At 35.6% G+C, this 26,734-nt stretch carries 33 protein-coding genes and 3 pseudogenes; 8 read left to right on the top strand and 28 right to left on the bottom strand.

The features are described from left to right. The 23 genes and pseudogenes from DL91_RS08155 to DL91_RS08260 all read right to left on the bottom strand — a co-directional run bounded on the left by DL91_RS08155 (position 1) and on the right by DL91_RS08260 (position 12,933). A complete protein-coding gene (locus DL91_RS08155; protein WP_048191024.1) occupies positions 1 to 447 on the bottom strand; it encodes a 50S ribosomal protein L19e in 447 nt (148 codons plus the stop codon). Positions 448 to 763: 316 nt separating this feature from the next. Next, complete coding sequence (locus tag DL91_RS08160) at positions 764 to 1,111, bottom strand: 50S ribosomal protein L32e (protein WP_048192647.1); 348 nt, start codon at positions 1,109 to 1,111, stop codon at positions 764 to 766. A 14-nt stretch (positions 1,112 to 1,125) separates the two neighbouring features. Further along, on the bottom strand, positions 1,126 to 1,659 hold the full coding sequence (locus DL91_RS08165) for a 50S ribosomal protein L6 (protein ID WP_048191025.1): 534 nt from the start codon (positions 1,657 to 1,659) through the stop codon (positions 1,126 to 1,128). Between the two features lie 9 nt (positions 1,660 to 1,668). Continuing rightward, positions 1,669 to 2,061, bottom strand: a complete 393-nt coding sequence (locus DL91_RS08170) for a 30S ribosomal protein S8 (protein WP_048191026.1) — start codon at positions 2,059 to 2,061, stop codon at positions 1,669 to 1,671. 12 nt (positions 2,062 to 2,073) lie between these two features. Beyond that, complete coding sequence (locus DL91_RS13170) at positions 2,074 to 2,217, bottom strand: 30S ribosomal protein S14 (protein ID WP_081882648.1); 144 nt, start codon at positions 2,215 to 2,217, stop codon at positions 2,074 to 2,076. 8 nt (positions 2,218 to 2,225) lie between these two features. Beyond that, complete coding sequence (locus DL91_RS13640; protein ID WP_048191027.1) at positions 2,226 to 2,732, bottom strand: 50S ribosomal protein L5; 507 nt, start codon at positions 2,730 to 2,732, stop codon at positions 2,226 to 2,228. Then, positions 2,733 to 3,458 (bottom strand): 30S ribosomal protein S4e, encoded by a 726-nt coding sequence (locus DL91_RS13645; protein WP_048191028.1) that lies wholly within the window; start codon positions 3,456 to 3,458, stop codon positions 2,733 to 2,735. 1 nt (position 3,459) lies between these two features. Then, the gene (gene rplX / locus DL91_RS08185) at positions 3,460 to 3,813 is read right to left on the bottom strand and encodes a 50S ribosomal protein L24 (RefSeq protein WP_048191029.1); all 354 of its coding nucleotides are present in this window, start codon (positions 3,811 to 3,813) and stop codon (positions 3,460 to 3,462) included. 18 nt (positions 3,814 to 3,831) lie between these two features. Then, positions 3,832 to 4,230, bottom strand: a complete 399-nt coding sequence (locus tag DL91_RS08190; protein WP_048191030.1) for a 50S ribosomal protein L14 — start codon at positions 4,228 to 4,230, stop codon at positions 3,832 to 3,834. 2 nt (positions 4,231 to 4,232) lie between these two features. Beyond that, positions 4,233 to 4,553, bottom strand: coding sequence for a 30S ribosomal protein S17 (locus tag DL91_RS08195; RefSeq protein WP_048191031.1), 321 nt, complete (start codon positions 4,551 to 4,553; stop codon positions 4,233 to 4,235). A gap of 108 nt (positions 4,554 to 4,661) precedes the next feature. Further along, positions 4,662 to 4,943, bottom strand: coding sequence for a ribonuclease P protein component 1 (gene rnp1 / locus DL91_RS08200; RefSeq protein WP_048191032.1), 282 nt, complete (start codon positions 4,941 to 4,943; stop codon positions 4,662 to 4,664). Between the two features lie 59 nt (positions 4,944 to 5,002). Continuing rightward, positions 5,003 to 5,341: a stress response translation initiation inhibitor YciH gene (gene yciH, locus DL91_RS08205; RefSeq protein WP_048191033.1), complete on the bottom strand. Its 339-nt coding sequence runs from the start codon at positions 5,339 to 5,341 to the stop codon at positions 5,003 to 5,005. 5 nt (positions 5,342 to 5,346) lie between these two features. After that, a complete protein-coding gene (gene rpmC, locus DL91_RS08210) occupies positions 5,347 to 5,553 on the bottom strand; it encodes a 50S ribosomal protein L29 (protein WP_048191034.1) in 207 nt (68 codons plus the stop codon). 255 nt (positions 5,554 to 5,808) lie between these two features. After that, positions 5,809 to 6,615: pseudogene (locus DL91_RS08215) on the bottom strand (30S ribosomal protein S3); the annotation flags it as partial. Between the two features lie 5 nt (positions 6,616 to 6,620). Beyond that, the gene (gene rplV / locus DL91_RS08220; protein ID WP_048191036.1) at positions 6,621 to 7,082 is read right to left on the bottom strand and encodes a 50S ribosomal protein L22; all 462 of its coding nucleotides are present in this window, start codon (positions 7,080 to 7,082) and stop codon (positions 6,621 to 6,623) included. A gap of 12 nt (positions 7,083 to 7,094) precedes the next feature. Further along, positions 7,095 to 7,508 carry a 30S ribosomal protein S19 gene (gene rpsS / locus DL91_RS08225; RefSeq protein WP_048191037.1) on the bottom strand — a complete coding sequence of 138 codons (414 nt, stop codon included), beginning with the start codon at positions 7,506 to 7,508 and terminating at the stop codon, positions 7,095 to 7,097. Positions 7,509 to 7,563: 55 nt separating this feature from the next. Further along, positions 7,564 to 8,289, bottom strand: a complete 726-nt coding sequence (locus DL91_RS08230; protein ID WP_048191038.1) for a 50S ribosomal protein L2 — start codon at positions 8,287 to 8,289, stop codon at positions 7,564 to 7,566. Between the two features lie 72 nt (positions 8,290 to 8,361). Continuing rightward, positions 8,362 to 8,619 carry a 50S ribosomal protein L23 gene (locus DL91_RS08235; RefSeq protein ID WP_048191039.1) on the bottom strand — a complete coding sequence of 86 codons (258 nt, stop codon included), beginning with the start codon at positions 8,617 to 8,619 and terminating at the stop codon, positions 8,362 to 8,364. 18 nt (positions 8,620 to 8,637) lie between these two features. Next, a complete protein-coding gene (gene rpl4p / locus DL91_RS08240) occupies positions 8,638 to 9,420 on the bottom strand; it encodes a 50S ribosomal protein L4 (protein ID WP_048191040.1) in 783 nt (260 codons plus the stop codon). 21 nt (positions 9,421 to 9,441) lie between these two features. Continuing rightward, a complete protein-coding gene (gene rpl3p, locus DL91_RS08245) occupies positions 9,442 to 10,452 on the bottom strand; it encodes a 50S ribosomal protein L3 (RefSeq protein WP_048191041.1) in 1,011 nt (336 codons plus the stop codon). A gap of 170 nt (positions 10,453 to 10,622) precedes the next feature. Further along, on the bottom strand, positions 10,623 to 11,447 hold the full coding sequence (locus DL91_RS08250; RefSeq protein ID WP_048191042.1) for a putative RNA uridine N3 methyltransferase: 825 nt from the start codon (positions 11,445 to 11,447) through the stop codon (positions 10,623 to 10,625). Positions 11,448 to 11,844: 397 nt separating this feature from the next. Beyond that, a pseudogene (locus DL91_RS08255) lies at positions 11,845 to 12,444 on the bottom strand (nitroreductase family protein). A gap of 123 nt (positions 12,445 to 12,567) precedes the next feature. Then, the gene (locus DL91_RS08260) at positions 12,568 to 12,933 is read right to left on the bottom strand and encodes a hypothetical protein (protein ID WP_048191043.1); all 366 of its coding nucleotides are present in this window, start codon (positions 12,931 to 12,933) and stop codon (positions 12,568 to 12,570) included. A gap of 211 nt (positions 12,934 to 13,144) precedes the next feature. Between DL91_RS08260 and DL91_RS08265 the strand changes: the two genes are divergently transcribed. The 3 genes from DL91_RS08265 to DL91_RS08275 all read left to right on the top strand — a co-directional run bounded on the left by DL91_RS08265 (position 13,145) and on the right by DL91_RS08275 (position 16,084). Further along, on the top strand, positions 13,145 to 13,657 hold the full coding sequence (locus tag DL91_RS08265; protein ID WP_048191044.1) for a DUF308 domain-containing protein: 513 nt from the start codon (positions 13,145 to 13,147) through the stop codon (positions 13,655 to 13,657). A gap of 104 nt (positions 13,658 to 13,761) precedes the next feature. After that, a complete protein-coding gene (locus DL91_RS08270) occupies positions 13,762 to 14,607 on the top strand; it encodes a potassium channel family protein (RefSeq protein ID WP_048191045.1) in 846 nt (281 codons plus the stop codon). Positions 14,608 to 14,683: 76 nt separating this feature from the next. Next, entirely contained in the window at positions 14,684 to 16,084 is a 1,401-nt protein-coding gene (locus DL91_RS08275; RefSeq protein ID WP_048191046.1) for a glutamate decarboxylase, read from the top strand. A 27-nt stretch (positions 16,085 to 16,111) separates the two neighbouring features. Here DL91_RS08275 and DL91_RS08280 read toward each other — a convergent pair whose 3' ends face one another. The 3 genes from DL91_RS08280 to DL91_RS08290 all read right to left on the bottom strand — a co-directional run bounded on the left by DL91_RS08280 (position 16,112) and on the right by DL91_RS08290 (position 18,526). Continuing rightward, positions 16,112 to 16,975 (bottom strand): hypothetical protein, encoded by an 864-nt coding sequence (locus tag DL91_RS08280; RefSeq protein ID WP_052374333.1) that lies wholly within the window; start codon positions 16,973 to 16,975, stop codon positions 16,112 to 16,114. Between the two features lie 61 nt (positions 16,976 to 17,036). Then, positions 17,037 to 17,690, bottom strand: a complete 654-nt coding sequence (locus tag DL91_RS08285) for a hypothetical protein (protein ID WP_048191047.1) — start codon at positions 17,688 to 17,690, stop codon at positions 17,037 to 17,039. Positions 17,691 to 17,908: 218 nt separating this feature from the next. Continuing rightward, entirely contained in the window at positions 17,909 to 18,526 is a 618-nt protein-coding gene (locus DL91_RS08290) for an METTL5 family protein (protein WP_048191048.1), read from the bottom strand. Positions 18,527 to 18,788: 262 nt separating this feature from the next. On the opposite strand from DL91_RS08290, the gene DL91_RS08295 reads away from it, so the two are divergent. From DL91_RS08295 to DL91_RS08315, 5 genes and pseudogenes are all read left to right on the top strand, one after another. Beyond that, the gene (locus tag DL91_RS08295; RefSeq protein WP_048191049.1) at positions 18,789 to 20,273 is read left to right on the top strand and encodes an acetyl-CoA carboxylase biotin carboxylase subunit; all 1,485 of its coding nucleotides are present in this window, start codon (positions 18,789 to 18,791) and stop codon (positions 20,271 to 20,273) included. Positions 20,274 to 20,295: 22 nt separating this feature from the next. Continuing rightward, on the top strand, positions 20,296 to 21,270 hold the full coding sequence (locus DL91_RS08300) for a biotin--[acetyl-CoA-carboxylase] ligase (RefSeq protein ID WP_048191050.1): 975 nt from the start codon (positions 20,296 to 20,298) through the stop codon (positions 21,268 to 21,270). A gap of 261 nt (positions 21,271 to 21,531) precedes the next feature. Continuing rightward, positions 21,532 to 22,689, top strand: a complete 1,158-nt coding sequence (locus DL91_RS08305) for a PIG-L deacetylase family protein (protein WP_048191051.1) — start codon at positions 21,532 to 21,534, stop codon at positions 22,687 to 22,689. Between the two features lie 193 nt (positions 22,690 to 22,882). After that, positions 22,883 to 23,294, top strand: a pseudogene (gene tnpA / locus DL91_RS08310) (IS200/IS605 family transposase). After that, entirely contained in the window at positions 23,295 to 24,548 is a 1,254-nt protein-coding gene (locus DL91_RS08315) for an RNA-guided endonuclease TnpB family protein (protein ID WP_197050630.1), read from the top strand. Here DL91_RS08315 and rtcA read toward each other — a convergent pair. After that, positions 24,513 to 25,529 (bottom strand): RNA 3'-terminal phosphate cyclase, encoded by a 1,017-nt coding sequence (rtcA, locus tag DL91_RS08320; protein ID WP_048191052.1) that lies wholly within the window; start codon positions 25,527 to 25,529, stop codon positions 24,513 to 24,515. The two genes, DL91_RS08315 and rtcA, sit on opposite strands and share 36 nt — an antisense overlap. A gap of 41 nt (positions 25,530 to 25,570) precedes the next feature. After that, complete coding sequence (locus DL91_RS08325) at positions 25,571 to 26,731, bottom strand: TIGR03576 family pyridoxal phosphate-dependent enzyme (RefSeq protein ID WP_048191053.1); 1,161 nt, start codon at positions 26,729 to 26,731, stop codon at positions 25,571 to 25,573. Between the last annotated feature and the right edge of the window lie 3 nt (positions 26,732 to 26,734).

A 26,734-nucleotide genomic window follows, 5' to 3' on the forward strand; every position in this document is an offset into this window, starting at 1 on the left:
TTATCTGAGCAAGTCATGATCCCTAGCGTATGTTTTCATATAGGATTTACTCCTAAATGCTCCGCCTTTGGCCATTCTGTAAAGTTTACGATAGGTTGTTTTATTAATTTCCCTGTTTTCCCTCATGTCTTTCAAATTAGTTCTGAGAGCCCTTATCGTAGTCATCCATGCTTTTTTCTTAGGGTTACGAGCTCCTTTAGCTCCTTTTATGCTACCCCTACCTTTCCTTCTTCCTTTACTTTTTTGTTCCGCAATTTTCTTTGATCTGAAGCTGCTTATTCCTTTTTTTGGCTTAGCTTTTATGGCTCCGCTGTCTATCAACTGTTTAACACTTTCTCTAGTAATAGCCCGTGATACTTCTTCAACAGTTTCAGGGTCTATCCAGACCTTGTTAACTCCTACTTTGAGTATGTCTGCAGCTAATCTCTTTTGAGTAGTAAGATTCATAAAGAAACCTCCACATCAAACATTTAAGTTTGATCAACATTTTACCTGAAAATTTTTTTCAATGAAATTAAAATATTTCATTGGATCTTCAGGATTTTTTTGAATCTATATAGTCGTTAAAACGACTTTTTTTTTGCATTTTTGCAAGATCATTTATTTTCCATGATTTTGCACAATCTTTTCCCTTCGCAATGCTGCTGGTTATTTATTAATTTGACATCTTCAGTTTTCATTGATCAATTTAATGTTCTACACATTTTTTTTCAATTCTACTGAAAATGTATTTAAATAACTCCTTAAACCATTGAAATTTGGTTTAAAGCCCCTTGTTCAAGATTTTTATTTTAAGTTCCCTTGCCTTTTCAAGCATGGTTATCTTCTTTCTGGTACCTACAGTGGAGCTGATCCTACCTGCCTGAGTACTTGGATCCAGTTTTTCAAGTTCTGCAACATTGCAGACAAGAATATCTTCGAATCCTGAAGGGTGAAGTCCCCTTAAATTTCTTGGGGTTCTGTAACCAATAGAGGGCATAGCAGGCTTTCGTGCCTCATATCTTCTTCTTTTACTTGTTTTACCCTTGGGTTTTCTGTATGTTTCCCCGAGTTTTTTGTACCTGAACCATTCTTGTCTTTTGAAGTTTGGTCTTTTGGTTTTTCTTATCATCATGGGATCACCGTTTATTCCTTGCTAACAAGGTATATTCCATCCTGGAACACCCTTGGGTCTCTTCCCTTTATTTTTGTAGCCTGTTCCATGTTGGCCATTGTCTGCCCAACATGTTCCTTGTTAATTCCGCTGACTATAACTTCGTCACCTTTAATTTGGACTTTAACATCCCCAACTATTTTAGATGATCTTGGATGCCTTTCACCAAGGAAGTTTTCGATGGTAATTTTATTTCCAGCAGTTTTAACTGTCATTGGGAAATGAGCGTAAACAATTTTCATATTGTAAGTAAACCCATCTGTTAATCCTATGATCATGTTCCTGATATGGGATCTTATGGTTCCTAACATGGCTTTATCCTTCTTTTTAGGGAAGCGTGCTTCAACCACTACTTTTTCATCTTCTACTTTAATCTGGATGGATTTATTGTTGAAGTTCCGTGTTAGAGTTCCCTTTGATCCTTTAACGGTCACTGCTTTGTCTACTGTGACATCTATTCCTTCTGGAATTGGGATTTCCTCCCTAAGAATCGTTACTTGAGCCATTTTATCACCTTAGTAAACATATACGAGTAATCTACCGCCAATACCCTTTTCTTTGGCTTCCCTGTGGGTCATAATACCCTCGGGGGTTGTTAATATAATTGTTCCAAAGTTTTTGGATGGTAGAAACCTCTTTTCAAATTTTTCAAATTCATCTTTCTTAACGGCGTGTCTTGGCTTTATTACACCGCACTTGTTTATGTTTCCTTCTAATTCGACCATGAACTGTCCTGCTTTGTCATCGTCGACGAATTCAAATTCACCGATATATCCTTCTTTTTGCATTGTCCTTAAAACATGGCCAATCATCTTAGATGCGGGTCGGATTGTACATCTTTTATTTCCCTGCATCTCGTTGTTTCTCATGTTTGTAAGTGCATCTGCAAGAGGATCCATAAGAGTCAAATTATACACCTCTTAGTTATATTTTTTAAATCCAATTCTAGCTGCAAGTTCTCTGAAGCATTGTCTGCACAACATAAGATTGTACCTTCTGACTAAAGCTGAATGATCATTACATCTGCTGCATTTCCTTGAAGCTTTTCCGTATTTTCTTGGCAATTTATCACCTATTCTATATTAACCTGGAATTCTTTCTTCATGAATTCCATTGTCTCTTCTTTCGTGACCTGGTGTTTACTTGGAACTTTTTTGTGCTGGATCCTTCTTCTTTTAATCCTGTAACCTGGTTTTTCAAAGGTTACTGCAACATTCATACCAAATATACCTATATCAGGATCGTAACGCATTCCTGGAATGTCAATGTGCTCTTCTATACCGAATGCAACATTACCTTGCGTATCAAACTGGCTGGCTTTTAACCTGTTTCCAATTCCATCAAGTACCATTTTAACAGCTTTATCAGCTTTTTCATTTCTGAGTGTAACTTTACATGCTATAGGCTGTCCCTTCCTTATTCCAAATTCAGGGTTGGTGACCTTACTTATGGTTCGTACCGGTTTCTGGTCTGTGATGTTTACTAGGAGTTGCTCAGCCCTTGCAAGTCTTTCTCCACTTTCGCCGACTCCAATGTTCACTGTTGCCTTTGCTATTTTCACGCCTTCCATCTGGTTCATTTACTTGCCCCCAGGTAGTGAAATAACCGGCTTATCTGTTCCAAGAACAAATACATAGTCTGCTAGTGTTAGAAATGTTCCATCGTCTGTCTCTATCTCTACAGTGTTTGGTTTGGATGATTTGGTTATGTTGATTTCTTTAACTTTACCAAGTTCTCCTATGTGTTTACCACCAGTAATGAGACCGACTGTACCACTTTCGAATTTTATGTGATCGGTAACTGTTTGATCTGGAATTTCCACAACAACAACATCTCCAGAACTGTATGCTTTTTCAACAACGGAGTTTCTTCCATCGTGGAGATTGAGTTGTGTTTTACCACCTTTTATTGTGGATATATCTGTGATCATACATAGTTTAAATTCTGCATTTTCCTTGCTTATTGGATGCAGTATGAGTCTTCCTTTGTGATCTGGAAGTACCCTGTAAACCTTTTCAGCTTTAGGTAATGAAATTACATCCATGAATCCCACGGGGAATTTGTAATCTTTTCTTGCACGGCCGTCCACAAGTATATCACCGTTGTTGATGATTATTTTTGCTTCCCTTGCATTGTCTGCAACCTTTAAAATGTCCCTTACAACAATGAGTAATGGTAATGATTCCTCAATTGCGTGTGGTCCTGCACTTGGTTTTACAGTCCACTTATCCTCTTTAGGGTGAATGGGCCAGTGCACTGGTGATTTGAATCGTTTAAGATGTTTTCTTGATCCCATCTTTGCCATGTTATCCCTTCCTCTCTACTATATCGTTTCTTTCATCGTCTTCCATATCGAGTTCAATGATCATTAAATTTGATGGATGAACTGCATGGTAGACTTTGTTACCATCGGGTTTCTGTACTGACATACCCTCAATCATGACACGATAATTTTTAAGGTCCACTTTTTCAACTTTTCCTTCGTGGTCCTTGAAATCGCCACGCATAACCTTTACTGTGTCACCTTTTTTAACAGGAAGAGATCTTCTTCTGTACTGCTCCCTGAGTTCTTCAGCAAGTGTTACGCTCATTAATTTATGGCGTATGTGTAATGGTGCCTTATAAATAAATTTCCTTTGTTTTCTTGGCTGTGTTGACATATATTATCACCTTTAATTTTATACTATGATGCTGGCAGCACTTCCAATAGCAGGCCATCTGTCAGCTGCTTCCTTTGCTATAGGTCCCCTTATTTCTGAACCTTTAAGCACCCCTTCAGGACTTACTATCACTGCAGCGTTATCTTCAAATTTGATTCTTAAGCCGTCAGCCCTTTTGAATTCTTTTTTCTGTCTGACCACAACAGCTGTTGTGACCTCTTTTCTCATGTCAACGGTACCTTTTTTAACAGTGATTACAATCATGTCACCGACACCAGCAGGTGCTAATCTTCTTCTAACACCCTTGTATCCTTTGACAGCTATGATTTCAACTTCCCTTGCACCGGTGTTGTCTATACACTGTAATCTTGCACCTATTGGGAGTGCTTTTGTAACGTTGGAGGTAATTGCCTTCATTTTTACTCTTCTCCCTTAACTTCCACCAATACGAAATGTTTGGTTTTGCTCAAAGGTCTGCATTCTGCTATTTTAACAGAGTCTCCAATCTTAACTTCTAAACAGTCAGGTTTGTGAGCGCTGATCTTTGATTTCCTTTTTTCGTATCTCTCGTATTTACTGATGAATTTATAATAACTCCTTTCTACTGTAATGGTCCTTTCTGCTTTATCACTTGTAACTATTCCTTCAAGAATTTGACCCCTCACTGGGAGGGTTCCATGAAAGGGACAGTTGGGATCATCACATTCTATTTTTGGTTCTTTAACGTCGATACCAACCATTTTATCACCTGATATGTCCTTTTATTTTATTAATATACAATTTAAAATTTTATTGTTGAATTTTTTATGAGTATGTTCCATGAGATTGATTGTTTTTATTGAATGCCTTCAAAACTTTCTGAATTTCTTTTTAATTCTGTCTTCAGGGCGAGCAACGATTATGCTTCCGTCAATTTCAACAACCGTATTATCTGGCAGTGTGAATTGAAAAGTTACAACGTTTTTAGGAATGATTTTTTCACATCCCTCAACATCCTCCACCTTAATGGTGTTTTTTGTTTCGTCGATAACTTCTCCTTTGATTCCTGTGAAACCTTCATGTGAGCTTTTAACAACCTCAACATTCAGTCCCACAAATTCGTGCCGGAATATGTTTTGTGGAGTGATCATGTTCCACCATGGAATTTATGGTAAGACATAGGTAAAAACATAGAAATTTTCCATGTTTCTTATCTGCGTCTTTTCCTTCCCCTATCTTCTCTGTCTTTTATCTCGATGGTGTCTGAAGAAAAGCCCATGTTAGCCAGAACTTCTTTGACCCTTCTTTTATGGTCACCTTGAAGTTCGATTTGGCCTTTTTTGGCTGTTCCTCCACAGGCACATTTTGCCTTAAGTTCCTTTGTTAGTTCCTTTATATCAATATCGTGCTCATCTATACCCTCAACAATGGTCATCAGTTTTCCGAATCTTCTTCTAACTGTATAGACCTTTACCTTTTGAATTTCTCTGGCTATCTCCTCGCAGACGCAAAGTTCTTCAGGAAGACCGCATATCTCACAGACTTTCATCGATTTTATTTCTCCTGCTGTTTTTCATTCATTATGGTAAGGACACGTGCGATTGTTCGTTTAAGTTCCTTTATTTTACCTGGATTTTCATAAACCCCTGCAGCGGCACTCTTTGAGATATTCTTAGAATGTTCAGCTTTGAGTTCATCCAGTTTCTTCTGGATCTCATCCATCTCCATTACCCGTATTTCCTTGCTTCTTAATATTACCATTTCTCTACATCCTTTTATAACTTGTGATAATTTCACACAGATTATAGTTTATTCTGATTTATCGCCCTTTTCAGTGGTTTCTTCTGTTTTAGAAGCTTCCTGAGTTTTGGATTCATCCTCATCTTCAGGTTTGGTTTCTTCTTCAGATTCATCTTCTACTGGAACCTCTTCAGTGGTTTCAGCTTCTGCTTTTTTCTCTTCAGATTCTTCAGATTCTTCCTCAACTGGAGCTTCTTCAGTGGTTTCAGCTTCTGGTTCTTCAGATGCTTCTTCAACTGGAGCCTCTTCTATTGTTTCTGGTTCCTCTGAAACTTCTTCCAGTTCTTCTACTGCTTCTTCGATGATGTCTACTTCTGCTGATTCTTCTGCTGCTTCTTCAACAATTTCTTCCACAACACTTTCAACTGTTTCCATCTTATCTGGTGTTGCTTCTACTTCAACAGTTTTTTCAACAACAGGTTCTTCAATTTCAATCTGTAAGATGTCAACTTTATCTGGTAAAACTACATCTGGAGGCATTATTCGAACGTTAATTCCAAGCACACCTGGCTTGAGTTGTACTGTTGCAAATCCATGTCTCACAAATCTGATGGATGGTTCTCCACATTTTTTGATGTAACCATCTGAAAATTTGGCACAAGCAGATCTTGAACCCCTTATTTTTCCAGAGATGGTTACTTCAACACCCTGGGCTCCTGCGCCCATGATTCTACGTAGTGCAGTGTAAGCAACTCTTCTGAAGTGCATTCCCCTCTGGAGCATGGCAGCTATTTTATGTGCCATTATCTTAGGGTTGAGTTCTGGTATGTCGACTTCTTTAACCTCTACTTGAGGGTTTTCGAGACCGTAATCGGTTTTAAGATTTTGGGTTATGCTTCGGACGGTTTTTCCACCTCGTCCTATTACCATACCCGGTCTTTCTGCGTAAACAACAACCATTGTACCGAGAGGAGTTACTTGAATTTCCATTCCACCGTAACCTGCCCTTTCAAGCTCGTTTTCAAGGTATTCGTCTATTCTTGTTCTTTTAAGTCCTTCTGTTACGAAATCCTTTTCAATCATTGAATCTATGCCTCCCCTAGAACTACTTGTATATGGGTTGTTGGTGTGTTAAATGGACTAGCCCTTCCAAATGCCCTTGCAGTCCATCCCCTTATGATGTAACCACGGTGGCTGGATATATGAACTATTTTAAGGTCTTCTGTATTTAGGCCCTTGTATTCTGCATTTGCCTCGGCGTTATCCAGTACCTGAAGTATGTGCTCAGCAGCTTTTACTGGGTAACGTCCTGTTGGCCATCCTACAAGCCCTCTTTTATGTCCTACTTTTTTATTGTGTCTTTTAAATGGTACAGGAGTTTCTTTTTTCATAACTCTCTCTAGGAATTCCTTTGCATCGTCGAGGTGCATTCCCCTTATGGTACGGCATATCTCAACAGAATGCTTTGGGGAAATCTTAAGAGCTTTCCCTGCAGCCTTTGCTGTTTTTCCTTTGTACTCATCTTGATAAGCGTATTCGATCTTCGCCATTGTAACTTCTCCTTATTTAAGCGGCACGAACATGGATGATCTTGTTGCACCCATACCTGGATCTCCGTGCTGAACCCTCTGCCTTGTGATTGCAAATTCACCAAAGTAACATCCAATCATTTCTGGTTGAATAGTTACATCAACAAATTCCTTTCCACTGTAGATTCCAAAGGTCATTCCAACCATTTCAGGAAGTACAATCATGTCTCTGCAGTGTGTTTTTATTATCTGTGGCCTACCATCCTTTCTAGGTCCATCTTTTTTGATCTTCCTTATCTTCTCCAGAACCTTCTTTTGCCTAGGCAAAAATCCTCTTTTGAGGGATCTTCTCTGCCTTGATGGTAATAGTTGTATAACATTGTCCAGTGGCATGTCCTGCAGTTCTTCCAATGTGTAACCGCGATAGTTAAATACTTTTCTTGCCAATTAGTCTCCTCCTAATCCTTTTTTTATCCGTTTTATTCATTAATTTAATGGAGAGTTATCTCCTTCTACCGGTTCTGCTAGCTGCTATTGAACCGACTTTTCTTCCTGCTGGTGCATGTCTTGATATTGTTGTAGGTTTACCAGGATGCTGCCTGTTTCCTCCACCATGCGGGTGATCCACTGCGTTCATTGCCACTCCTCTGACACTGACGTTCTTCTTACCCTTGGCTTTAAGTGCATGGTATCTATTACCTGCCTTAAGGAATGGTTTCTCCTTTCTTCCTCCACCTGCAACGACACCTACGGTGGCTCTGCAGCGGGGGTTGAATGCCTTTAATTCACCTGATGGTAATTCAACAATTGCCTTACCAACATCGTGTGTTATTAAAGAAGCGTAAGTTCCTGATGATCTAACGAATCTACCGCCATCTCCAGGATGTTTTTCTAAGTTGTAAAGTGGTGTACCTTCAGGAATCTCTGCTAGTGGTAATGAGTTTCCAGGGTTAATTGGTGCTGAAATTCCACATGCAACTTCATCATCAATCTGTATTCCTTCAGGTGCTAAAATAAGACTTTTTTCTCCATTTTCAAATTTTACAAGTGCTACAGGTGCTGTTCGACCAGGGTCGTGTATAATATCTTTTACTTTACCCTTCAGACAGCCTTCCTTTTCAAGATCATCATAGGATCTGTAGGCTATTTTTCCCCTGAATCGGTGTGATGCACTCTTGTAAGTAGGAGTTCCTCTTCCTCTTCTCTGGATTATTAATCGTTTTCCCATTTTATTTCCTCCGTTGGGGTGTTAAGTGTCCATACTGGATTTAACATGATATAGTTATGATAAGAATAATACCTAGAATACTCCCATTTTAACTGCTATATCCTCTGCACTGTGTTCTGCAGCCAGTTTTATGTAGGCAAGTTTTTGTCCCTTTAATATCTGGGTGTTAACCCTTTCAACTTTAACAGCATAAAGATCCTCAAATGCGGACTTTATCACGGTTTTATTGGCAGTTCTGCGAACTACAAAGGTTAATTCATTCTTCTGATCAATTGAATTCATACTCTTTTCTGTTAGATGTGGTTTTATTATTACTGCGTAAGGATCCATTTTCACTACCCCTTTTAATTACTTGAAAAGTTCTCCTAACTTTTCTACAGCTGATTTTGTGTAAATAGTGAGTCTACCAGGATGTGTTCCGGGAGCCAGGAGTTCTGCGTTGAGATTGTTCACAACAACAACATCTACACCTGCATGGTTTCTTGCGCCGAGGCTAATACCCTTATCTTCTCCAACTACCACTAGAGGGCCCTTTGGATTTTTGTATTTCCTACCCCTCATTTTACCTCTTCCAGCTCTTATTGTTCGACCTGTTTTAGCTCTTGTAACATCGTCCATTAAACCAAGTTTCTCGAATATTTCACGGGTTTCTTTAGTTCTTTTAACTGTTTCGAGTTCGTCACCAACAACAAATGGTATTTGGTCTATGTTTGCTATTTTATGGCCCCTATCTTCAACCATTTCTCTGTTTGCGGTTGCTGCGACAGCTGATCTTATTGCGAGCCTTCTTTCTTTTCTGTTGATCTTCTCGTGTATGATCCTCTCTGTCTTAGGTGGGTGTGCCTTTCTACCACCAGTTGCCTGTGGTATGAATGCTGCCTTTGAACCTGCAGGGTGTCTTGATCCCTTAACACGTGGAACCATTGCTGCACCACGGCCTGAACCAAAGGATTTAGCTGTTGTTCTTTTACCTGCCTTTGGGTCTGTTCCCCATGGCTGTATCCTAGCTGTTTGTGATGATATAACCGCCCTTTTTATAAGGTCGGGTCTGAACACTTCCATGAAAATTTCAGGAAGTTCAATCTCTTCGACGACTTCGCCTTCCAATGAATAAACTTTGATCTTCTCCATTTAAATCACTCTTTATTAAGTTTAAACTCCCTGTTTTGAAGCTGTGCTTATGTATGTAATATTTGGTGCATCGTTATGTTTGCCTATTGGCCTTACAGCTTTTCTAAGCATTACAAGTCTTTTTGATGGTCCTGGTATTGAGCCTTTTAATACAACGTAGCCATTTTTAACTAGTCCATATTTAACAAACCCACCTTTTGGGTTTACCTCATCCACCTGGGAGGATTCAGCAATTTTTAGGATTTTCTTGTTGTATTCAGTCCTTTTATGGTATCCCATCTGACCAGCCATTGCAACTGTCCACATGGTCCTTGCAGGTGTCCATGGTCCAATTGAACCTACGTGACGTCCTTTACTACTTCTTGCTGCTTTTCCGTACTGGATTCTGATACCGAACCTTTTAACAGGCCCTTGGAATCCTTTACCCTTGGTAACGGCTATGGTATCTACATGTTCACCGTCTGAAAATGAGTCTCCAGGGTTGATTTCCTTTCCTAGTACGCTTTGTGCAAATTCAAGTTTATCTTCAACGGATTTACCGCCTATTCCACATTCAATTATTTCTGGTTTTTTCTTTGGAACACTTGTGAGTCTTGGTTTGGTGTGTATAAGCACCCGTATATCCTCTACTTCATCAAGTTTTTCCTTTAATTCATCCAATTTTGCATCGGCATCGTCTTTCTTAGGCAAGGTTATTTTCCTTGCAAGATCCTCATGAAGACCAGTTGCTATGATGTCAGTCATTGTTTTTAACCCACGTGTGTCTTTTTTATAGGCACGTATACCCATTACAACTACAGGTGGTGTTTCCACTATAGTTACAGGGGAAGATACTTCCATTCCTTCGGTTGGTGAGTTTTTAACGTTGTCGAGCATGGTTAAATGGGTCATCCCCACTTTGTATCCTGGAAATCCTAAGAGACAAGCTTCTTCGGTTTCAGGCCATGATCTTATTTTTGGTGTTTCTTTGGCAGCTCGCTTTCTAGGACTGAATGCCACTGATCCACTTCTTGGTTGGTGATGTCTACTCATAATTTTACCTCCTTAATAAACTAATTTTCCAAATATCAGAGTTAATTTTTGTAAATCTGGTTTAAGAGCAAGTTAAACACAGATAAAGTTGATAACTACGTATGAAACGTCAAACGCAGATAAAGTTGATTAGCTACATCTAGAGCAAATTAAACACAAATATATTGTTGTTACTCAGTGTTTAAAAGCAAGTTAAATACAGATAAAGTCGCTAAAACTGCTTCTTCAGTACGTACAGTTTTAGTTCCCTGTGAAGGGACTGTGTTAACTTCGAGATCTATAATTTCTTTTTCATTCTGACCAGAAATAAGTTCATCTAGTCCAGAATAAGGACCACCAAACAGAATTGCTGTGTGTTTGGAACCCTTTAATCTATCTTTTACTTCCTCTAAAACAGAAGTGATGGGCGTAGCATACCTTGAAGTTCCAATGACCAAATCTGGTCCTGGTTTCAATGTAAGTATGCTTTCGTACAGGTTCTTATTGGTGGACAATACTTTGTATCCCCAATAGAAATCAGGTACATCAGGATCTATTACTATTTCCTTCCCGAACTTTACTACCTTAAAGCTCATAACCTTATTTACGCTTAGTTTTTCTTTACAAAGCGCATTCCTATCAGCACCGATATCCACTACGGTACCTTTCTTAGTCCGTTTTAATGTCAATCCCTGTCTGTAGTCACCTTCACTGAGTTCTCCAGTTGGGTGATGGGGAGTTCTAAGTGGCGGAAGAATGCCGACATTTCGGAGCTCCCTTGTTATAGGAAATACCCTTTTTCTAAGGTATTGAGGCGTATTCATATAAGTGAGTACATCACTAATAAACTTTACCTCTTCTTTGTCTGAATTATCGCTGTAAATAACGATTCTGTCAGCCTTGAATATGGCTGCAGATCTTCCAATCAGTCCAATTTTATATGTTTTTATTCTTAAATCTTTCGTTTCAGATAATATTGATGCTGGAACAAAAATTGATAAACGCTTTCTTTCCATCTTTTAATGTTTGTTTTCCTGGCTTATATACTATATGGAGGACATTTTACAAATGATTAAAACCCCTCTAACAATATTTACCAAGAATTTTACTATTTGAGTAACGAAAGAAGCTTAAAATCCCTCTTAAAAACTTGTTTGAAAAGAGATTAGTTATAGTATGTAAGTCTTAGCATATATACTCAATTTTTTTAGATTTTAATGCAATACAAATATTATAAAGATAATTTGTTAAATCAAAAGTCTGATGGTTGATATTTTAATATTAATAATGAATTTAGGTCTAAATTATATATCATGATATTATCCCAAAAAAGGGAATACTAAAAAACTAATTTTATACCTTTTTTGTACATCAAATTATCAGTTATTCGATTAAAAATAAAAAAAAATAGTATTAGAAGAATATTTCTTCTTTAGTGAATCTTAATTTGGGCATTTGCATATCTGCAGGATATCCAATAGGAACCAATATGGTTGGCACCAAACTAGATGGAATTTCTAGAATTTTTGAATATTCTTCATTATTAAATCCTTGCATTGGACATGAATCAATACCGAGAGATTTAGCCGCATAAATAGCTGTAATGGCCTCTATAAATACATTACACTGAGCTTCATTAACTCCAGTTTCACTGTCAAAGTTACTTAGAAATATATTCATAATCATTTGGAATTGTTCTAAATTTTCTTCGGGAACACCAGCCTTATTCATTAAATTGAGGGTCTTTTGAGCATTTCTATCCAGATCTGTATTGGCACAAAATACAAGTAAGTGGGAACATGTGATGATCTGAGCCTGTTTCATTGAAGCTGCAGATAATTTTTTCTTAGTTTCCACATCAGTAACAACTTTGATCTTTCATGGTTGTATGTTCAGTGCAGATGGTGCAAAACGTATCATCTCAAATAACTGCTCTAATTTATTTTCATCAATTATTTTACCATCAAATTTCTTAGTAGCATATCTAGACATTAATAACTCTTTAAACTCCATTTACTCACTCCCGTATTTCAAGAACATTGAATTATATTAAAAAAAATATGAGATATTTTTATTCAATTTGGATCTGTTTTAAAGCCGATAACCTTGTTTCAGTGGATATTATCTTTTAAATAATTAATCCTCAGAAACTTCCTGGTTTTCAAGGGTTTCCTCGAGTTCTTCGAGTATTTCTTCAAGTTCATGTTTACGTTCCTGGACTATAGATAAAGTGTCCAGTAAAACATCCCGAAGATCGTTGGTGATGAGCACACTCCACATCTCATCCAAGTAGTTGTACAGTGTTATTAAATTATCAGGAGATTCTTTATTTGTCTCCACATTATCTCTAACAAGTTGAACAAATACATCAAGCTCATTATCAAGGTGGTAAAGATTTTCAACTGTAAATGCTATTCTTTCTTCTATTTCTTGTTGTAACTCTTCCTTTAACAAACCTTCAACAGGTATAATTAATTCCCCTAAAGGATTTTCATCTGCCATATCAACCATCTCCATAATTTTTATACTATATAATATATGATATCCTTGGGAATAATAATTTTCTTTTAATTAAGGATTTTCTTCATCTAAAAAATAATATTGCATCAATACCAGTGAAAAATCATATTATTATATTTTAATTTGGAAAAAAACTTACATTATGAATATTAGAATGTGATTATTAAATATTAAATCAATGGAGGAAGAATAAATGGTCAATGAAAAAAATTTATTACTAGGTATACTAGGAATATTGCTGGGTATAATAGTTATTGTGTTCCCATTAATCAGCATTTTTACTGTTAATGCTATTGCAGGTATTGGAATTATATTTATTGGTATCTGGATTTTAATAAAAAGTTTGAAAAATGATAGTTTAGCAGCTGGTGCAGCCGGATTAATTGTTGCCGTATTTGCTATAATGATGGGTATAGTATTTATTGGAGATATTAAAGCATTTGAATTCTTTACATTTATAGCATTATATGTTGTTGGATTTTTCATAGCATTAGCTGGAATAACATCACTAATCTCTGGAGAAGGACTTAAAGGAAAAGCAACAGGAGCTTTAGGTATTATAATTGGTATCCTTTTTGTTATAATAGGCACATATGCTGCCAATCCATTAGTATTAGCAGCAATGATAGGTGCATTCCTAATTATAGCAGGAATAATAGAAATAATCGCGCCAGAAATGATCAATACCCCTAAAACAGATAAATAATCAGTATTTGAATTACAAAAAGTTTCTTACATTTTTTTTTAATCTTATTTTTTTTAGAACTCATTTAAAAACAAATTTATGCTTCAACCGTTCTAGATAATATCATGAATGCAAACAGGCCGAGTATATTATGGCAGAACATACTCATTGTATTGATGATAATTGATGGGATACTACTCTTTTTAATTGTAATATCAATGAATTTAAGGCCATCAACCTTCCATAATATGGGTTTAATCGATTTATTTATATCTCTTATCATTCTGTTGGTGTTTATTTGGAAAATTAAAGAAAATAAAACTTCTAAAGTCGATTTTCTTAAAAATAACTGGACAGATATCATTGCATTTATTCCAATCTATTTTATTGCATCAGAATTTGGAATGATATATCCCCACATTTTTATCAAGATATTAATAGTGGTAAAACTGGTTGCAATGTACTTGTTTATACAGAAAATTGGTTCAGAAGCCATAAAATATCAGGAAAAAACACGTCTTGATTATGCATTGGCCTTCTTCCTTGTGATTTTCTTTTTCTGTTCCTATGTATTTTACACAGCAGAACATGGTATAAATCCTGAAGTTGCAACTTACGATGATTCCATCTGGTTTGTTCTTCAAACAATTACCACTGTAGGTTATGGTGATATAATTCCAGTAACAGGTATAGGTAGGCTGATGGGCGTAATGTCCATGTTTAGCGCTCTTATACTTACAAGTATTGTAACTTCTGTTGCAACATTTTCTTTGATAGATAAGTTCAGAAAGGGAACAGAGATACTTGCAGAAAAAACCAGTTCCAATGTGAAAACTGTAAATGAAAAACTTAACCATATTAACACCCGTTTAGATGAACTGGATAAAATAGATGATATCAATAAGAACATAGAAGATATGAAATCAGAAATCGAGAGTTTAAAGGAAATTATAAAAAATAAAAGTAAATAATATTTGTAAGTAAATAAATTTACTTAAGTAAAACATGATTTACAAGAAATAATGTAGATATTTAGGGGGAATGGGAATGTTATCAGATAAAAAAAATTTGGATGAAATGGATGAGTCAGAAAGGGAATTCACAACAACCTATGGTAGCCGTTATTTCACAAAAAGCGTACCCAAATATGAAATGCCAAAAACTGGTATGCCTGCCCGGGCAGCCTACCAAATTATACACGATGAATTGAATCTTGATGGTAATCCTGCTCTGAACTTAGCAAGTTTTGTTACCACTTGGATGGAACCTGAAGCAGATCTCTTGATAATGGAAAGCATCGGAAAAAACTATGTTGACAACGATGAATACCCCCAAACAGAGGTAATACAAGACAGGGTTGTTAACATGCTTGCAAGACTGTTTAACGCCCCAAGTGATTGTAAATCAGTTGGAAGTGCAACAATAGGTTCTTCAGAATCTATAATGCTGGGACTTCTCGCCCATAAATGGACTTGGAAAAAAAGAAGAGAAGCCGAAGGCAAATCAGTTGATAAACCCAACATAGTAATGGGTGCCGATGTTCATACTGTATGGGAAAAATTTGCACGATACTTCGATGTAGAACTTAAACTCATACCTCTCCTGGAGGATATATACACCATAACAGCAGAGGATGTAATAGCAGAGATTGACGAAAACACTATTGCAGTTGGTGCAGTGGTTGGAACAACATTCACAGGTCAGATGGATCCAATAGAAGAAATTAACGCTGCATTATTAGAAATTAAGAAAACCAAAGGATGGGACATACCCATACATGTTGATGGTGCAAGTGGAGGTTTTGTTCTGCCATTTCTTATTCCGGATCTACAATGGGATTTCAGGTTGGAACAAGTAAGATCCATAAATGTATCAGGCCATAAATATGGATTAGTATATCCTGGTATTGGTTGGTTAATATTTAAAGATAAAAGTGACCTGCCAGAAGAGCTTATTTTTAATATAAATTATCTTGGAGGGCTCATGCCCAACTACTCCCTGAATTTCTCAAAAGGCAGTAGTACAATTATTGCACAGTACTATAACTTCATAAGGCTGGGAATAGAAGGTTATACAGATATTATGAAGAATATGCAAGAAAATGCACGTTATCTTGCTTCAAAACTTGAAGCTACTGGTAAATTCAAGATAATAAATAAGAGAGTAATATTTCCACTGGTGACTGTAGAGCTTCAAAACTGTGAATTTAATGCATTCCATCTTTCTGAAAAGCTTAGACAGAAGGGATGGATTGTACCTGCTTACACACTTCCACCAAATGCTAATGAAATTGCTGTTTTAAGAATGGTTGTAAAAGAAAGTTTTAGTAAAGATATGGTTGAAATGCTCTTTGACGATATAATGAAATCAATTGAAAAGCTCAATCAGTCCAGTGAAGAAAGAAAAGAGATAATTGATAAAAAAGAAAATCCAACACTGCTTTATTAGAAAAATAATTCAGTTATTTTTTTATAATCAGATTTTTTCAGGATGAGTACGTTCTGGAAGTAGTAGTAATGCACCTATTAAGAAACATAGACCACCTGTAAATGTTCCGAGATTAACAAGAGTTATATTGACAGGATTGCCTGTTAGTGGAAGTATGAATGCAGAAATTGCAGAAATACCAAATGCTATTGACCCTATTAGGTTTAAAGCTGCTATTTGCCATGAAAGACTTCCGATCTTCCAGGAGAATAGGGAGTGTCCTACTTCTATCCATACAAGTCCACTTGCAACTAAAAAGCATATGGATCCATATACATCGGGAGTCCATACTTGACTGTTTATCTGTTGGATAGTCATTAAGCTGTTCAGTGCATAAAAAGTACTAATATTAAAAAATATTGTTCCAATAAACTGGATCAATACAGCCAACCAATCAATTCTTCTTGGTTCCCATGTAAATAAACGTATTTTTTCCTTTAATTTTAAACCTTTAGGAGTTTGACGTGCATTTATTGTTTCAATGTACTGAGCTAGAGCTGCTGTTGTGAAAAATAACGACCCAATAAAAAAAGTCATTCCATCCAGGTTATTACCAACAATTTTGGGATAGACTGGTGATGAACCCAATGTAAAACATACAGCGCCTACTGCAAAGATCACACCAACCCACCATCCTATTGCTTTAGGTGCCCACAATGTGGATTTGGTACCGCTGTCTAAAAGATTGTGATGTTTACGATGATCTCTTGAAGCCCATCCTATATGAGATCCATTAGGATGTTTAAGTATAGCCTTTGTTACAAATGGCCCTATACCCTCTGCTTTAATACATGACCAATCATCTGGCAGATCGAGTGAGGGAATATTACACGTTAATTTCTTTTCCTTCAATTAATCCCCCATTTTCCCATTATTTCATTAATAAAAATTAGATAAATGACTAGATATAATTCTACTTTTGTTTAGTTTGAGATTTATTAATAGTTTTTCTTCCTTCCTTTATTCCATATAAACCATAATGTATCAATGGATTTATATTTAAGTTCTTTAAATCAGCATTTTCTTTAATATAATAATCTCCATCAAAGTTTTGGTTTGGTTTTCTACCTTCCTTGTACCCGTAATATATATATTGCATTATAGGATCATCACCAGATGATCTGACATCAGGATTATTTTTCAGGTAATATCCAATATCTAATAATTGCTTATTTTTTATTGCCCTATAACCTCTAATATTGATTATTGCATTTTTAATGCCTCTATTTTTCTTTTTTGTAAGAAGATAAACCATATAAAATTTTGTTTCAAGTCTTTGTTTAATGGTTCTCCCTTTATGATTTAGATACCCCATTTCGTATAGATCTGAAGATAATTTATTGATCTGTAAATTTAGTTTATTGATATGTGAATGATATTTTTGTTTTAATTCCTTTAAGGTTAATTCTTTTTCTTTAATTAATTCACGTGACCTTTTTAATTCAGTATCAGTCTGATCCAGTTTCTTTTTAGTTTTTTTTAATTCTTTCTTAACATTTTCTAAAAGATTGGTATAATCACTCATATCATTTATTTTGGTTTCTGACTCTTCTTCTTTAGGATACAAAATTCCATAAACCCCCATAATTCTTCTTTAGTTTACTAAATATAATATTGATTATTAGAAATAAGTTTTGGGTTTAAATAATTTTACATTAGATAATGCTAATTTTCATAAAAAGTAAAAAATCATACCGAAAATTGAGTATTCAAATCGATTAGAAAAGTTGAATAAATATATGAAATTCATTAATTTATTTTATAACCTTCTTTAACATTAACCCACTATATTTCTGCTCTTAGTAGCACTACCTTCACATTTACCTTATCCTTTGTATGGAAATCATATGTCCGGGGTATTGGAAAGGTATAGTGAAATGCATGAGATATGGTTGCTCCTTCTTTTTTGAAGAAATTGGTGATAAATTCCTCTGTTTCCCCAATATGAAATGAATAAACAACAGGAGCAATTTCAAGGGCTTTTATTATGAACAATCGGTCAGCTCCTTTCCTGTTAGCTTTTTGAGCCCCAAATGGAGGGTTTTGTATTACTGTATCTGCAGTTTCATGGAAATCCTTAATGTCACTTGTTACAAAATTTGTTTTGGATTTAACACCCAGTTTTTCCGCCTGTGAATTTGCAATTGAGATTGCATCAATATCAATATCCACACCAACAGATTCTTCAGCACCCAAAAGTGCAGATCCAATTGCAAAGATACCTGTTCCACAACCAAGATCTACTACCTTCATACCCTTGATATCACCAATTGAATTTGCATTCCATAGAACATCTGCAGCTATAACAGAAGGTGTTGAATACTGTTCAAGATTTATTTTTGGACTTTCATGGTATGGAATATCCTGTAAAACCATTTCGAGTTGTCTTTTTTTTGTGAACATTTAATCTCATCTTGTAATCAATAATTTTATTGTATTTATTTTCGATTTATGATAATATATTTAGGGATATTATAATTTGCTTTAACGTGTTAATAGAAATATTCATAACAACTCATTTATAAACAAGGTTTGGTAATGGAAATGAAAATATAAATTTATTACACAGTTCAAATAAAAATAAATATATAATAATTAGTTAAAAAAAGATTTTAAATCTAATAAACTTGTAATATGGGAAATAAAATTCTCAAGGAAGGATATCATGTTTAAAAAGGTCTTAATTGCCAATCGTGGTGAAATCGCAATAAGAGTAATGAGAGCGTGCAGAGAACTAGATATTAAAAGTATTGCAGTATACTCCGATGCAGATAAAAATTCTCTTTTTAGAAAATACGCCGACGAAGCATACAATATTGGTGAACCTGCACCTGCTAAAAGTTATTTGAATATTGATAAAATAATTGATGTAGCACTTAAATCAGGAGCCGAAGCAATACACCCTGGATATGGATTTCTAGCAGAAAACTCTCTTCTGGGAGAAGAATGTGAAAAACATGGAATAAAATTGGTAGGCCCTAGTGGACGGGTTATTGAAGAAATGGGAAGTAAAATAACTTCTAAAAAGCTCATGAAAAAAGCAGGAGTTCCTGTAATACCTGGTGCCAGCAAAGGAATAGAAACAGCCGAAGAAGCAGCTAAAATGGCGGAAGCCATAGGTTATCCTGTTATTATTAAAGCGTCTGCTGGTGGTGGTGGAATTGGTATGAGAACTGTCTACGAAGAAGACGAACTTGTAAGAGCCATAGAATCCACACAGTCTGTTGCTGCATCTGCATTTGGTGATTCAACAGTTTACGTTGAGAAATATATTGAAGAACCCCGACACATAGAATTCCAGATACTTGCAGATGAACACGGAAACACCATACATGTAGCTGACAGAGAATGTTCAATTCAAAGAAGGCATCAAAAACTTATTGAAGAAGCTCCTTCTCCCATAATGACCGAAGAACTCCGAAATGAAATGGGCGGCACTGCTGTGAAGGCTGCATCATACATAGGATATACAAATGCAGGTACAGTAGAATTCATATATTCAGAAGGTGAATATTACTTCTTGGAAATGAACACCAGAATTCAGGTGGAACATCCTATAACCGAAGTAATAACTGGAGTTGATCTTGTTAAAGAACAGCTTAAAATAGCTTCAGGTAAAGAACTATGCTGTGCTCAAGATGAAATATCGGTTAGAGGCCATGCCATTGAATGCAGAATAAATGCAGAGGATCCACTTAATGATTTTGCACCCAATCCCGGTAAAATTACTGGTTATCGTTCTCCTGGTGGTAATGGTGTTAGGGTAGATAGTGGTGTTTACAACAATTATTCAATACCTCCATATTATGATTCAATGATATCCAAACTCATTGTATGGGGAAGAACCCGTAACGAAGCAATTGCACGTATGCAGAGGGCCCTATCAGAATATATAATTCTTGGTGTTAAAACAACCATTCCATTTCACAAATCAATGATGTCCAATCAACATTTCAAGGATGCAAGCTTACACACCCACTTTGTTGATCAGTACAAAAAAGAGATAATTGAAAATATTGAAAAGGTTATCCAGAAGGATAAAGAGATGGAAGCTCGTCTTAAATCTACATTTTTACCTTCTAGAAAGGTTGCTGCAGTATCTGCTGCTGTATCAAGTTATATGGCCGATTCAATTAAAAAAACCGAATAGAATACTGGTAAGAGGATTTTAAATGACTAAAAAGAAAATATTAAAAACCCTTTACGAAAAAAAGGATGAATATATTCCTGTTGAAGAATTTGTAAATGAAACTGGTAAATCTCAAAAAGAGGTTGAAAATGAATTTCTCACACTTGAAGATGAAGGTTATATTATAAACTACTCTAAATCAGGTTATAGGCTCATAAAAACTCCAAATCTTCTATTACCATATGAAGTGAAAAGGGAACTTAAAACAAACTTTATTGGTCATGATATTCATTATTTCAAAGAAGTAGATTCAACTAACGACGTAGCCAAGTACCTTGCCGAGGAGGGTGCAGAGGAAGGAACAATAGTTATAGCAGAAATTCAAAACAGAGGAAAGGGCAGAAGAGGTAAAACATGGATTTCACCACCTGGAGGGGTTTGGATGTCCATAATACTCAGACCAGATATACCTCCTTTCAATGCACCGCAGCTAACACTGGTTACAGGAGTGGCAGTTGCAGAAACACTGAAAAAAGAATGTAACCTAGATGTGGGCATTAAATGGCCTAATGACATATTGATAGGAAATAAAAAGGTATGTGGAATATTAACAGAAGTTAATGCCAGTATTGAAAAGATTAACTATGTTATAGTTGGAATAGGAATAGATATGAATGTGGATGTTCCTCTGTTCCCACCAGACCTTCAGAAGGGTGCCACATCTCTTAAAAATGAATTAGACACAGAAATTAATGGGGCCATTCTTGTACAAAAGTTTCTACTAGAATTTGAAACTATATACAACGAATTTAAGGCAGGTAAATTTCCAGAAATTCTTAAAGAATGGCGTTCATTATCAAAAACAATCGGTAACAACGTTGAAGTAAGAACTAGGGGCAAAACTATACGTGGAGAAGCCGTGGGGATTAATAAAGAGGGAATACTAATACTGGAACTTGAAGATGGCAGTCTAGAAAAGATCATTTCTGGTGAGTGTCTACACATCAACAACAGTTAAAATACGTTAAATATCTAATTTTTATTTTTTTTATAAAGATAGATAAATTAATACTTAATGTTAACAATATAATAATTGTGCATTTATCCTAATGTTGGAAAATACCCCATCCGTGAGGGTGTGGATGAATCCAACCATAATCACCTAATTCAATACATTAGAGGATCCAATGAATAAAAAAATAATTACCATTATAGCACTTTTTATAATAATTTTTGGGTTAGCTATGTATTTATACAGTAGCAGTATTCATGTAACCCATTGACCCAAGGCCCTAATATAACCTCTTCTGATAGGGTACTTATTGTTGCACCACATCCTGACGATGAAACAATTGCATGTGGAGGATTAATAAGATACTGTGTTAAAAATAACATACCATTATCTGTTGTGGTTGTTACAAATGGTGGAAAAGGACATATGGGGGTTGTAAGGTATCAGGAGTCTATTAATGCAACAATGACTTTGGGACTTCCACCAGAAAATATAACATTTTTAGATTATCCCCAGGCACTTCAGTATCTATTCAATGATAATTGGAACCATCCTTGGGAAGAAGATGGTAACTCCACTCAAAATGTATTTGCTTACCAAAAAAATGCTCTTTACACTGGAGATAACGTTGAAAAAAATTTGGAAAGCACCATCAAGGATTTCAATCCAACCATAATTATTTACCCATATCCAAATGACGCAAATCCAGATCACTGGGGAACAAGTTCATTTGTTGAATATGCAACCAATAACCTCAATTATACTGGTAAAAAGTATAGCTATCCCGTACATGTTGCTTCACAATGGCCATTTCCAAGATCATATTTTCCACCAATGAATCTGTTACCTCCTTCATTCCTGAAAAATCAAATTAATTGGCTAGTATTTCCAATAAATGATTCGGATGAAAAAATCAAATACAAAGCTATTAACAGTTACAAAAGCCAATTACAAGAAGATCCAACTTTTTTATTATCATATGTCCGGAAAAATGAGTTGTTTATACCCTATGAACAGGGTACTGTCCAGGAAAAACCTGTTTCAATAGATTATATTAATAACAACCAATTTCCACCAACACTATTCAAGGATCCTGTTGGTGATACACTCGTTAAACCTCCACTTGATACTCTTTACTCAACTGTAAGTAACCTCAATTTAATGGATTTAACAGATATTGGATTTGACGAAGACAATAACACTATCTGGATGTCATTGAAGACAGTGGGAGGTCCATCAAAAATAGGAATATACAATTTTCATATCCGAGGCTTTGGAAGTTCTGGTGTAAACAGAATAGATGTTAAAGTACAGAACGGAACCTGTAATTATGTAATGTTAGCATCCAACAGTTTAAAACCAGATTCATTGAAAGGTAAGGTTAATGATAATGGAATAATCATAGCATACCATCAAATCTATTGAATGATCAAAAATACATGTTAAGTGTTGATGATATGAGAAACAATCAGTTCCTTGATAGAACTGGATGGTACACTGTAAATATTATTTCATAAAATTTAACATCTATTTATCGAGAAGTCCTCTTCCAAAAGGGGAGGGGGATGAATTGATAGTCTAGAAACAATTTTATAGTTATAGTGTAATGTACATAACTATGGAATATGGGCTTGACAGAGGGTCACATTCAGTATATGCACTACAAATATCACCTTGTACAGGTTGTGAAATTCCGTAGAAAAGCATTAGTCAATGATGAAATAACAGATTATCTTAAATAGAAAATCCTGAAATAAGCGAAACATTTGAAGTAACAGTCCTAAACATAGAATGTGATAAAGACCATTTTCCACATGATATTCAAATCAAAACCCACCTTAAACATTCCAAAATACTTAAACAGCATTAAAACAATTACTTCACGTGAAATTAAACGTAACTATCCAGAAGTGAAACAATTACTATGGAAACATGCGTTTTGGTCACCATCATATTTCCTAACAACCACAGGACAAACCACTCTTGTTGTGCTTATCAAATATGTTGAAAGTCAAGGGGAGAAAAAATAAATGTTAACTCAAAAGATACGTATATTCCCAGATAAGGAAGAGGTGTTATGGTTTCTTAGTGAACATTGTAGATTATTATATAATTTCGCATTATCTGAACGTAAAACAGCATGGAAAGAAAACAATGAATCAATAACCTATACTATGCAGCAAAACCAGTTACCAGAACTTAAAAAGAAATATTCCAAATACGGCATGGTATATTCTAAGGTTTTGCAGATGACTCTATGCACATTGGATGCTAATTTCAAATCATTTTTCAGTCTATATAAAAAAGGCCATAAAGATGCAAGACCACCAAAATACAAAGGTAAAAAATATTTTACAACATTAAAGTACAATCAATCAGGATTCAAACTAAAAAAGGGATATATACAATTTTCACACAAATACAAAGACACACCATTAATTTTCAAAATACCTGAAAAGTTTAGTTTCAAAAAGGTTAAAGAAGTACAGATATTCCAAAAAAAGAACCAATACTACATTAGCATCACCCACAAACCAACCCAAAAACAATACAATGATAATGGAAAGTACCAAGCTATTGATTTAGGAATAACCAAGATAGTTACAGCAGTAAATAGTAAAGGACGGTTTTTAGAAGTTAGAACTCCACTTCCAGATAAATATTCGAATCCCACAATCAGCAAACTACAAAGCAGACGTGACCATTGCAAAAAATATAGTAGAAATTGGTATAAACTAAATAAAGTCATTAATAAACTTAAACAGAAACAATCTAATCAGATTAAGGATTTTCAGCATAAAACTTCAAGGAAAATAATTGATAATACTCGTGCTAATACGATTATTGTTGGTGATTTGAATGTTAAAGGTATGGCTAAATCAAAGAATAAAGGTTTGAATCGTGCCACTCAAAACACAGGTTATCTGGCTCGTTTCACCAAATTCTTAACCTACAAAGCAAAACTTGTAGGTAAGAAAGTAATAAGAATTGATGAACGAAACACCAGTAAAACTTGTTGTAACTGTGGTAAAATACATGATATGAAGTTATATAATCGGAATATGATATGTGAATGTGGAAACAATCTTGACCGAGATAAAAATAGCAGCATAAATATTATGCTCCGTTTCCTATCACAAAATGGCTTGTGGACAGCCTATCAACAGTTCGTTGATAATCTGCGACAAACAGTCCCATCATTAGATGGTGCACTCGCAGGAAACCCCAATGCGATAGCATGGGGTAATTCACTTCACACTAATAATTGCAGATTCACCAATTGATCCTTTAACATGAAATTTTTTATCAATAAACTTCTCAGTCACATGAATATTGGTAACTGCATGCTGTGTAAGTTCAGATGTTTTAATAGTTGAATCACCTGCAAGTGCAAGATATGGAATTATCTGATCACCCATATACCTATCAACTGCAGAATTCCTTGAAATATTATATAAAATATCATTAGCAGCTTCATAGCCTATTATCTCGGCATTTTTACCAGGTTCTCCTATTGAACTTCCACTTACAGAAGTTATTCCATTTGTCCATAATAAAATACCTGAATCTGGCCCCATAGCCCTTTGAGAATGGTCAATTTCAATTTTTGATATGTAACCTGCATCTGACAATACCTGTTCAGCACTATTTGCCTGTCTCACTGCTACGTGTTCTGGAAGTTTAACTGCATGGGAAATTCCATTGATGCTGTTAAAATTTAATTCACATAAGTTTAATGGCCTCAATTTTTTAACTGGATCAATTTCAAGTTCAAAAATTCCCCCTCCACGAGGATAATGCCCTCTCTGTACCAGTTTAGGTTTTGCATCATATCCCATCAATTTTAAAACCGGCAAGGTAACATTTATGAGGTAATCTATACTTGGTGACCATCTAACATTTGTACCTCCAATAATTGTGATCTTCACCGGACTGTCAGCAAAAACTGCAGGTATCATAAAAGCTTGGAGTATTAAAGTTATACTGCCCGCTGTTCCAATATCAATTTTAAAGTCTCCCCCTATTAGTTGATTGGGACGAAAAAACAGTTCAGTTGAACCTAATTCCAATCCACTAACTGATGCTCTTGATAAATCTGCAACAGCTTTTACAGCATTCAAATGTTGAGGCATAAGTCCGGGTTTAGGTCTTCCGGAACGTATATTAGTAATATGAACTGGTTTAGATGTTACAGCTGATAATGCCGTTGCAATTCTAAGAACAGCTCCTCCTCCTTCACCGTATGATCCATCAACTTCGATCATTTTTTATCACCAAATATAAAAAAAAGATTTATTAGATAACTTTATTCGTAAAGTACAGCCTTACATGCATCGGTATCATCGATGATATTAACCAGATTGGAAAGAGAATCTAAAAAGGATTTCACTATTTCTTCTGTTGTTATTCTTGCTGCATCATTTGAAGCTAGATCTATACGTATGGTGGCAGATGCACCAGGCATACCCACAGCAGGGATAGTTATTATGCCATTATTTCTTAATAACAACATTGCAAAGAGAAAAGCCAAATCAGTCGGACTTAGATCTGTTTTTATTCCCCTGTCTGTCAATTCTAATTTAAGAGATTCTGGAGTTAACATCAACCCTGTCGGAGTTTCTTTAACATGCTTGAAATCTTCTTTTAAAGCATTGTAAAGATCGTGTTTATTTATAAATGCTTCGAGAATTATTTCAGGGCTTAAATTTTCAAGAGCTCTGACCATACCTGCTACTAATGGTGATTGAGCTTCCAAACCAAATTGATGGGCCTTTGATTTAACTCTAATCATAATATCCGATTTTCCCGACATTAATCCTCCTCTTGGACCACCCATCAATTTATCCGTACTTGTAATGGCAATATCCGCACCCATATCCATTGCACGAGGTTGTTTGTATACAATTGTACGTAGTCTGGCTCCAGAAGCATCATCAACAAAAACTGGAATTTCCCTTGACTTTGAAATTTCAATGATCTTTAAAAACTCTTCTTTGGAAATGACATCATGATCCATGGTGGATCCTGTTATAAAAACAAGCGAAGTATTTTCTCCCACTTTAAAATCATTGATATCGTCGAATTCTTTGTAGTTTGCACCAACAAGTTCTGCACTTCTTGGTATGGATGGGTGGGCTGGTGATTTAGGGAGATAATGAACAATTTCATCACCTTCTTTTACAAGTGCAATAATAGCTGCAAATATACCAGAACTAGTCCTGTTGAGAGCTAAAATCTTTTCTCCACCTAAGTGAATTTTTCCAAGTGTTTGGATTGCATCTTCAAATACTGCGGATCCAGCATAAGTTTCAAGAAGATCTTTATCTTCGGGTAATATTGGAAATCCACCAGCTAATCCTGTAAGATCAAAAAATCCATTTCTTCCCTGTGTCTGCAGTATTTTTTTGATAATTTTGAGAGCATTCTCTCTCCTATTAACTTCGTCAACTAAAGAATTAACAAGCATTTT

This window comes from Methanobacterium sp. SMA-27, assembly GCF_000744455.1.
In the GTDB taxonomy this organism is placed as follows: domain Archaea; phylum Methanobacteriota; class Methanobacteria; order Methanobacteriales; family Methanobacteriaceae; genus Methanobacterium_B.

What these genes read in the sequence shown, in the direction of transcription:
- rplX (WP_048191029.1), bottom strand. Translation starts at nt 3,813, where the DNA reads ATGTCAACACAGCCAAGAAAACAAAGGAAATTTATTTATAAGGCACCA.
- rtcA (WP_048191052.1), bottom strand. Translation starts at nt 25,529, where the DNA reads ATGATCGAAGTTGATGGATCATACGGTGAAGGAGGAGGAGCTGTTCTT.
- DL91_RS08160 (WP_048192647.1), bottom strand. Translation starts at nt 1,111, where the DNA reads ATGATAAGAAAAACCAAAAGACCAAACTTCAAAAGACAAGAATGGTTC.
- DL91_RS08250 (WP_048191042.1), bottom strand. Translation starts at nt 11,447, where the DNA reads ATGGAAAGAAAGCGTTTATCAATTTTTGTTCCAGCATCAATATTATCT.
- DL91_RS08315 (WP_197050630.1), top strand. Translation starts at nt 23,295, where the DNA reads ATGTTAACTCAAAAGATACGTATATTCCCAGATAAGGAAGAGGTGTTA.
- DL91_RS08155 (WP_048191024.1), bottom strand. Translation starts at nt 447, where the DNA reads ATGAATCTTACTACTCAAAAGAGATTAGCTGCAGACATACTCAAAGTA.
- DL91_RS13645 (WP_048191028.1), bottom strand. Translation starts at nt 3,458, where the DNA reads ATGGCAAAGATGGGATCAAGAAAACATCTTAAACGATTCAAATCACCA.
- DL91_RS08165 (WP_048191025.1), bottom strand. Translation starts at nt 1,659, where the DNA reads ATGGCTCAAGTAACGATTCTTAGGGAGGAAATCCCAATTCCAGAAGGA.
- yciH (WP_048191033.1), bottom strand. Translation starts at nt 5,341, where the DNA reads ATGAAAGTCTGTGAGATATGCGGTCTTCCTGAAGAACTTTGCGTCTGC.
- DL91_RS08230 (WP_048191038.1), bottom strand. Translation starts at nt 8,289, where the DNA reads ATGGGAAAACGATTAATAATCCAGAGAAGAGGAAGAGGAACTCCTACT.
- DL91_RS08260 (WP_048191043.1), bottom strand. Translation starts at nt 12,933, where the DNA reads ATGGCAGATGAAAATCCTTTAGGGGAATTAATTATACCTGTTGAAGGT.
- DL91_RS08300 (WP_048191050.1), top strand. Translation starts at nt 20,296, where the DNA reads ATGACTAAAAAGAAAATATTAAAAACCCTTTACGAAAAAAAGGATGAA.
- DL91_RS08290 (WP_048191048.1), bottom strand. Translation starts at nt 18,526, where the DNA reads ATGTTCACAAAAAAAAGACAACTCGAAATGGTTTTACAGGATATTCCA.
- DL91_RS08190 (WP_048191030.1), bottom strand. Translation starts at nt 4,230, where the DNA reads ATGAAGGCAATTACCTCCAACGTTACAAAAGCACTCCCAATAGGTGCA.
- DL91_RS08295 (WP_048191049.1), top strand. Translation starts at nt 18,789, where the DNA reads ATGTTTAAAAAGGTCTTAATTGCCAATCGTGGTGAAATCGCAATAAGA.
- DL91_RS13640 (WP_048191027.1), bottom strand. Translation starts at nt 2,732, where the DNA reads ATGAACCAGATGGAAGGCGTGAAAATAGCAAAGGCAACAGTGAACATT.
- rpl3p (WP_048191041.1), bottom strand. Translation starts at nt 10,452, where the DNA reads ATGAGTAGACATCACCAACCAAGAAGTGGATCAGTGGCATTCAGTCCT.
- rpmC (WP_048191034.1), bottom strand. Translation starts at nt 5,553, where the DNA reads ATGGTAATATTAAGAAGCAAGGAAATACGGGTAATGGAGATGGATGAG.
- DL91_RS08270 (WP_048191045.1), top strand. Translation starts at nt 13,762, where the DNA reads ATGAATGCAAACAGGCCGAGTATATTATGGCAGAACATACTCATTGTA.
- rpl4p (WP_048191040.1), bottom strand. Translation starts at nt 9,420, where the DNA reads ATGGAGAAGATCAAAGTTTATTCATTGGAAGGCGAAGTCGTCGAAGAG.
- DL91_RS08265 (WP_048191044.1), top strand. Translation starts at nt 13,145, where the DNA reads ATGGTCAATGAAAAAAATTTATTACTAGGTATACTAGGAATATTGCTG.
- rnp1 (WP_048191032.1), bottom strand. Translation starts at nt 4,943, where the DNA reads ATGATCACTCCACAAAACATATTCCGGCACGAATTTGTGGGACTGAAT.
- DL91_RS08235 (WP_048191039.1), bottom strand. Translation starts at nt 8,619, where the DNA reads ATGGATCCTTACGCAGTAATAATAAAACCACATCTAACAGAAAAGAGT.
- rplV (WP_048191036.1), bottom strand. Translation starts at nt 7,082, where the DNA reads ATGGCGAAGATCGAATACGCTTATCAAGATGAGTACAAAGGAAAAACA.
- DL91_RS08275 (WP_048191046.1), top strand. Translation starts at nt 14,684, where the DNA reads ATGTTATCAGATAAAAAAAATTTGGATGAAATGGATGAGTCAGAAAGG.
- DL91_RS08325 (WP_048191053.1), bottom strand. Translation starts at nt 26,731, where the DNA reads ATGCTTGTTAATTCTTTAGTTGACGAAGTTAATAGGAGAGAGAATGCT.
- DL91_RS08195 (WP_048191031.1), bottom strand. Translation starts at nt 4,553, where the DNA reads ATGGTTGGTATCGACGTTAAAGAACCAAAAATAGAATGTGATGATCCC.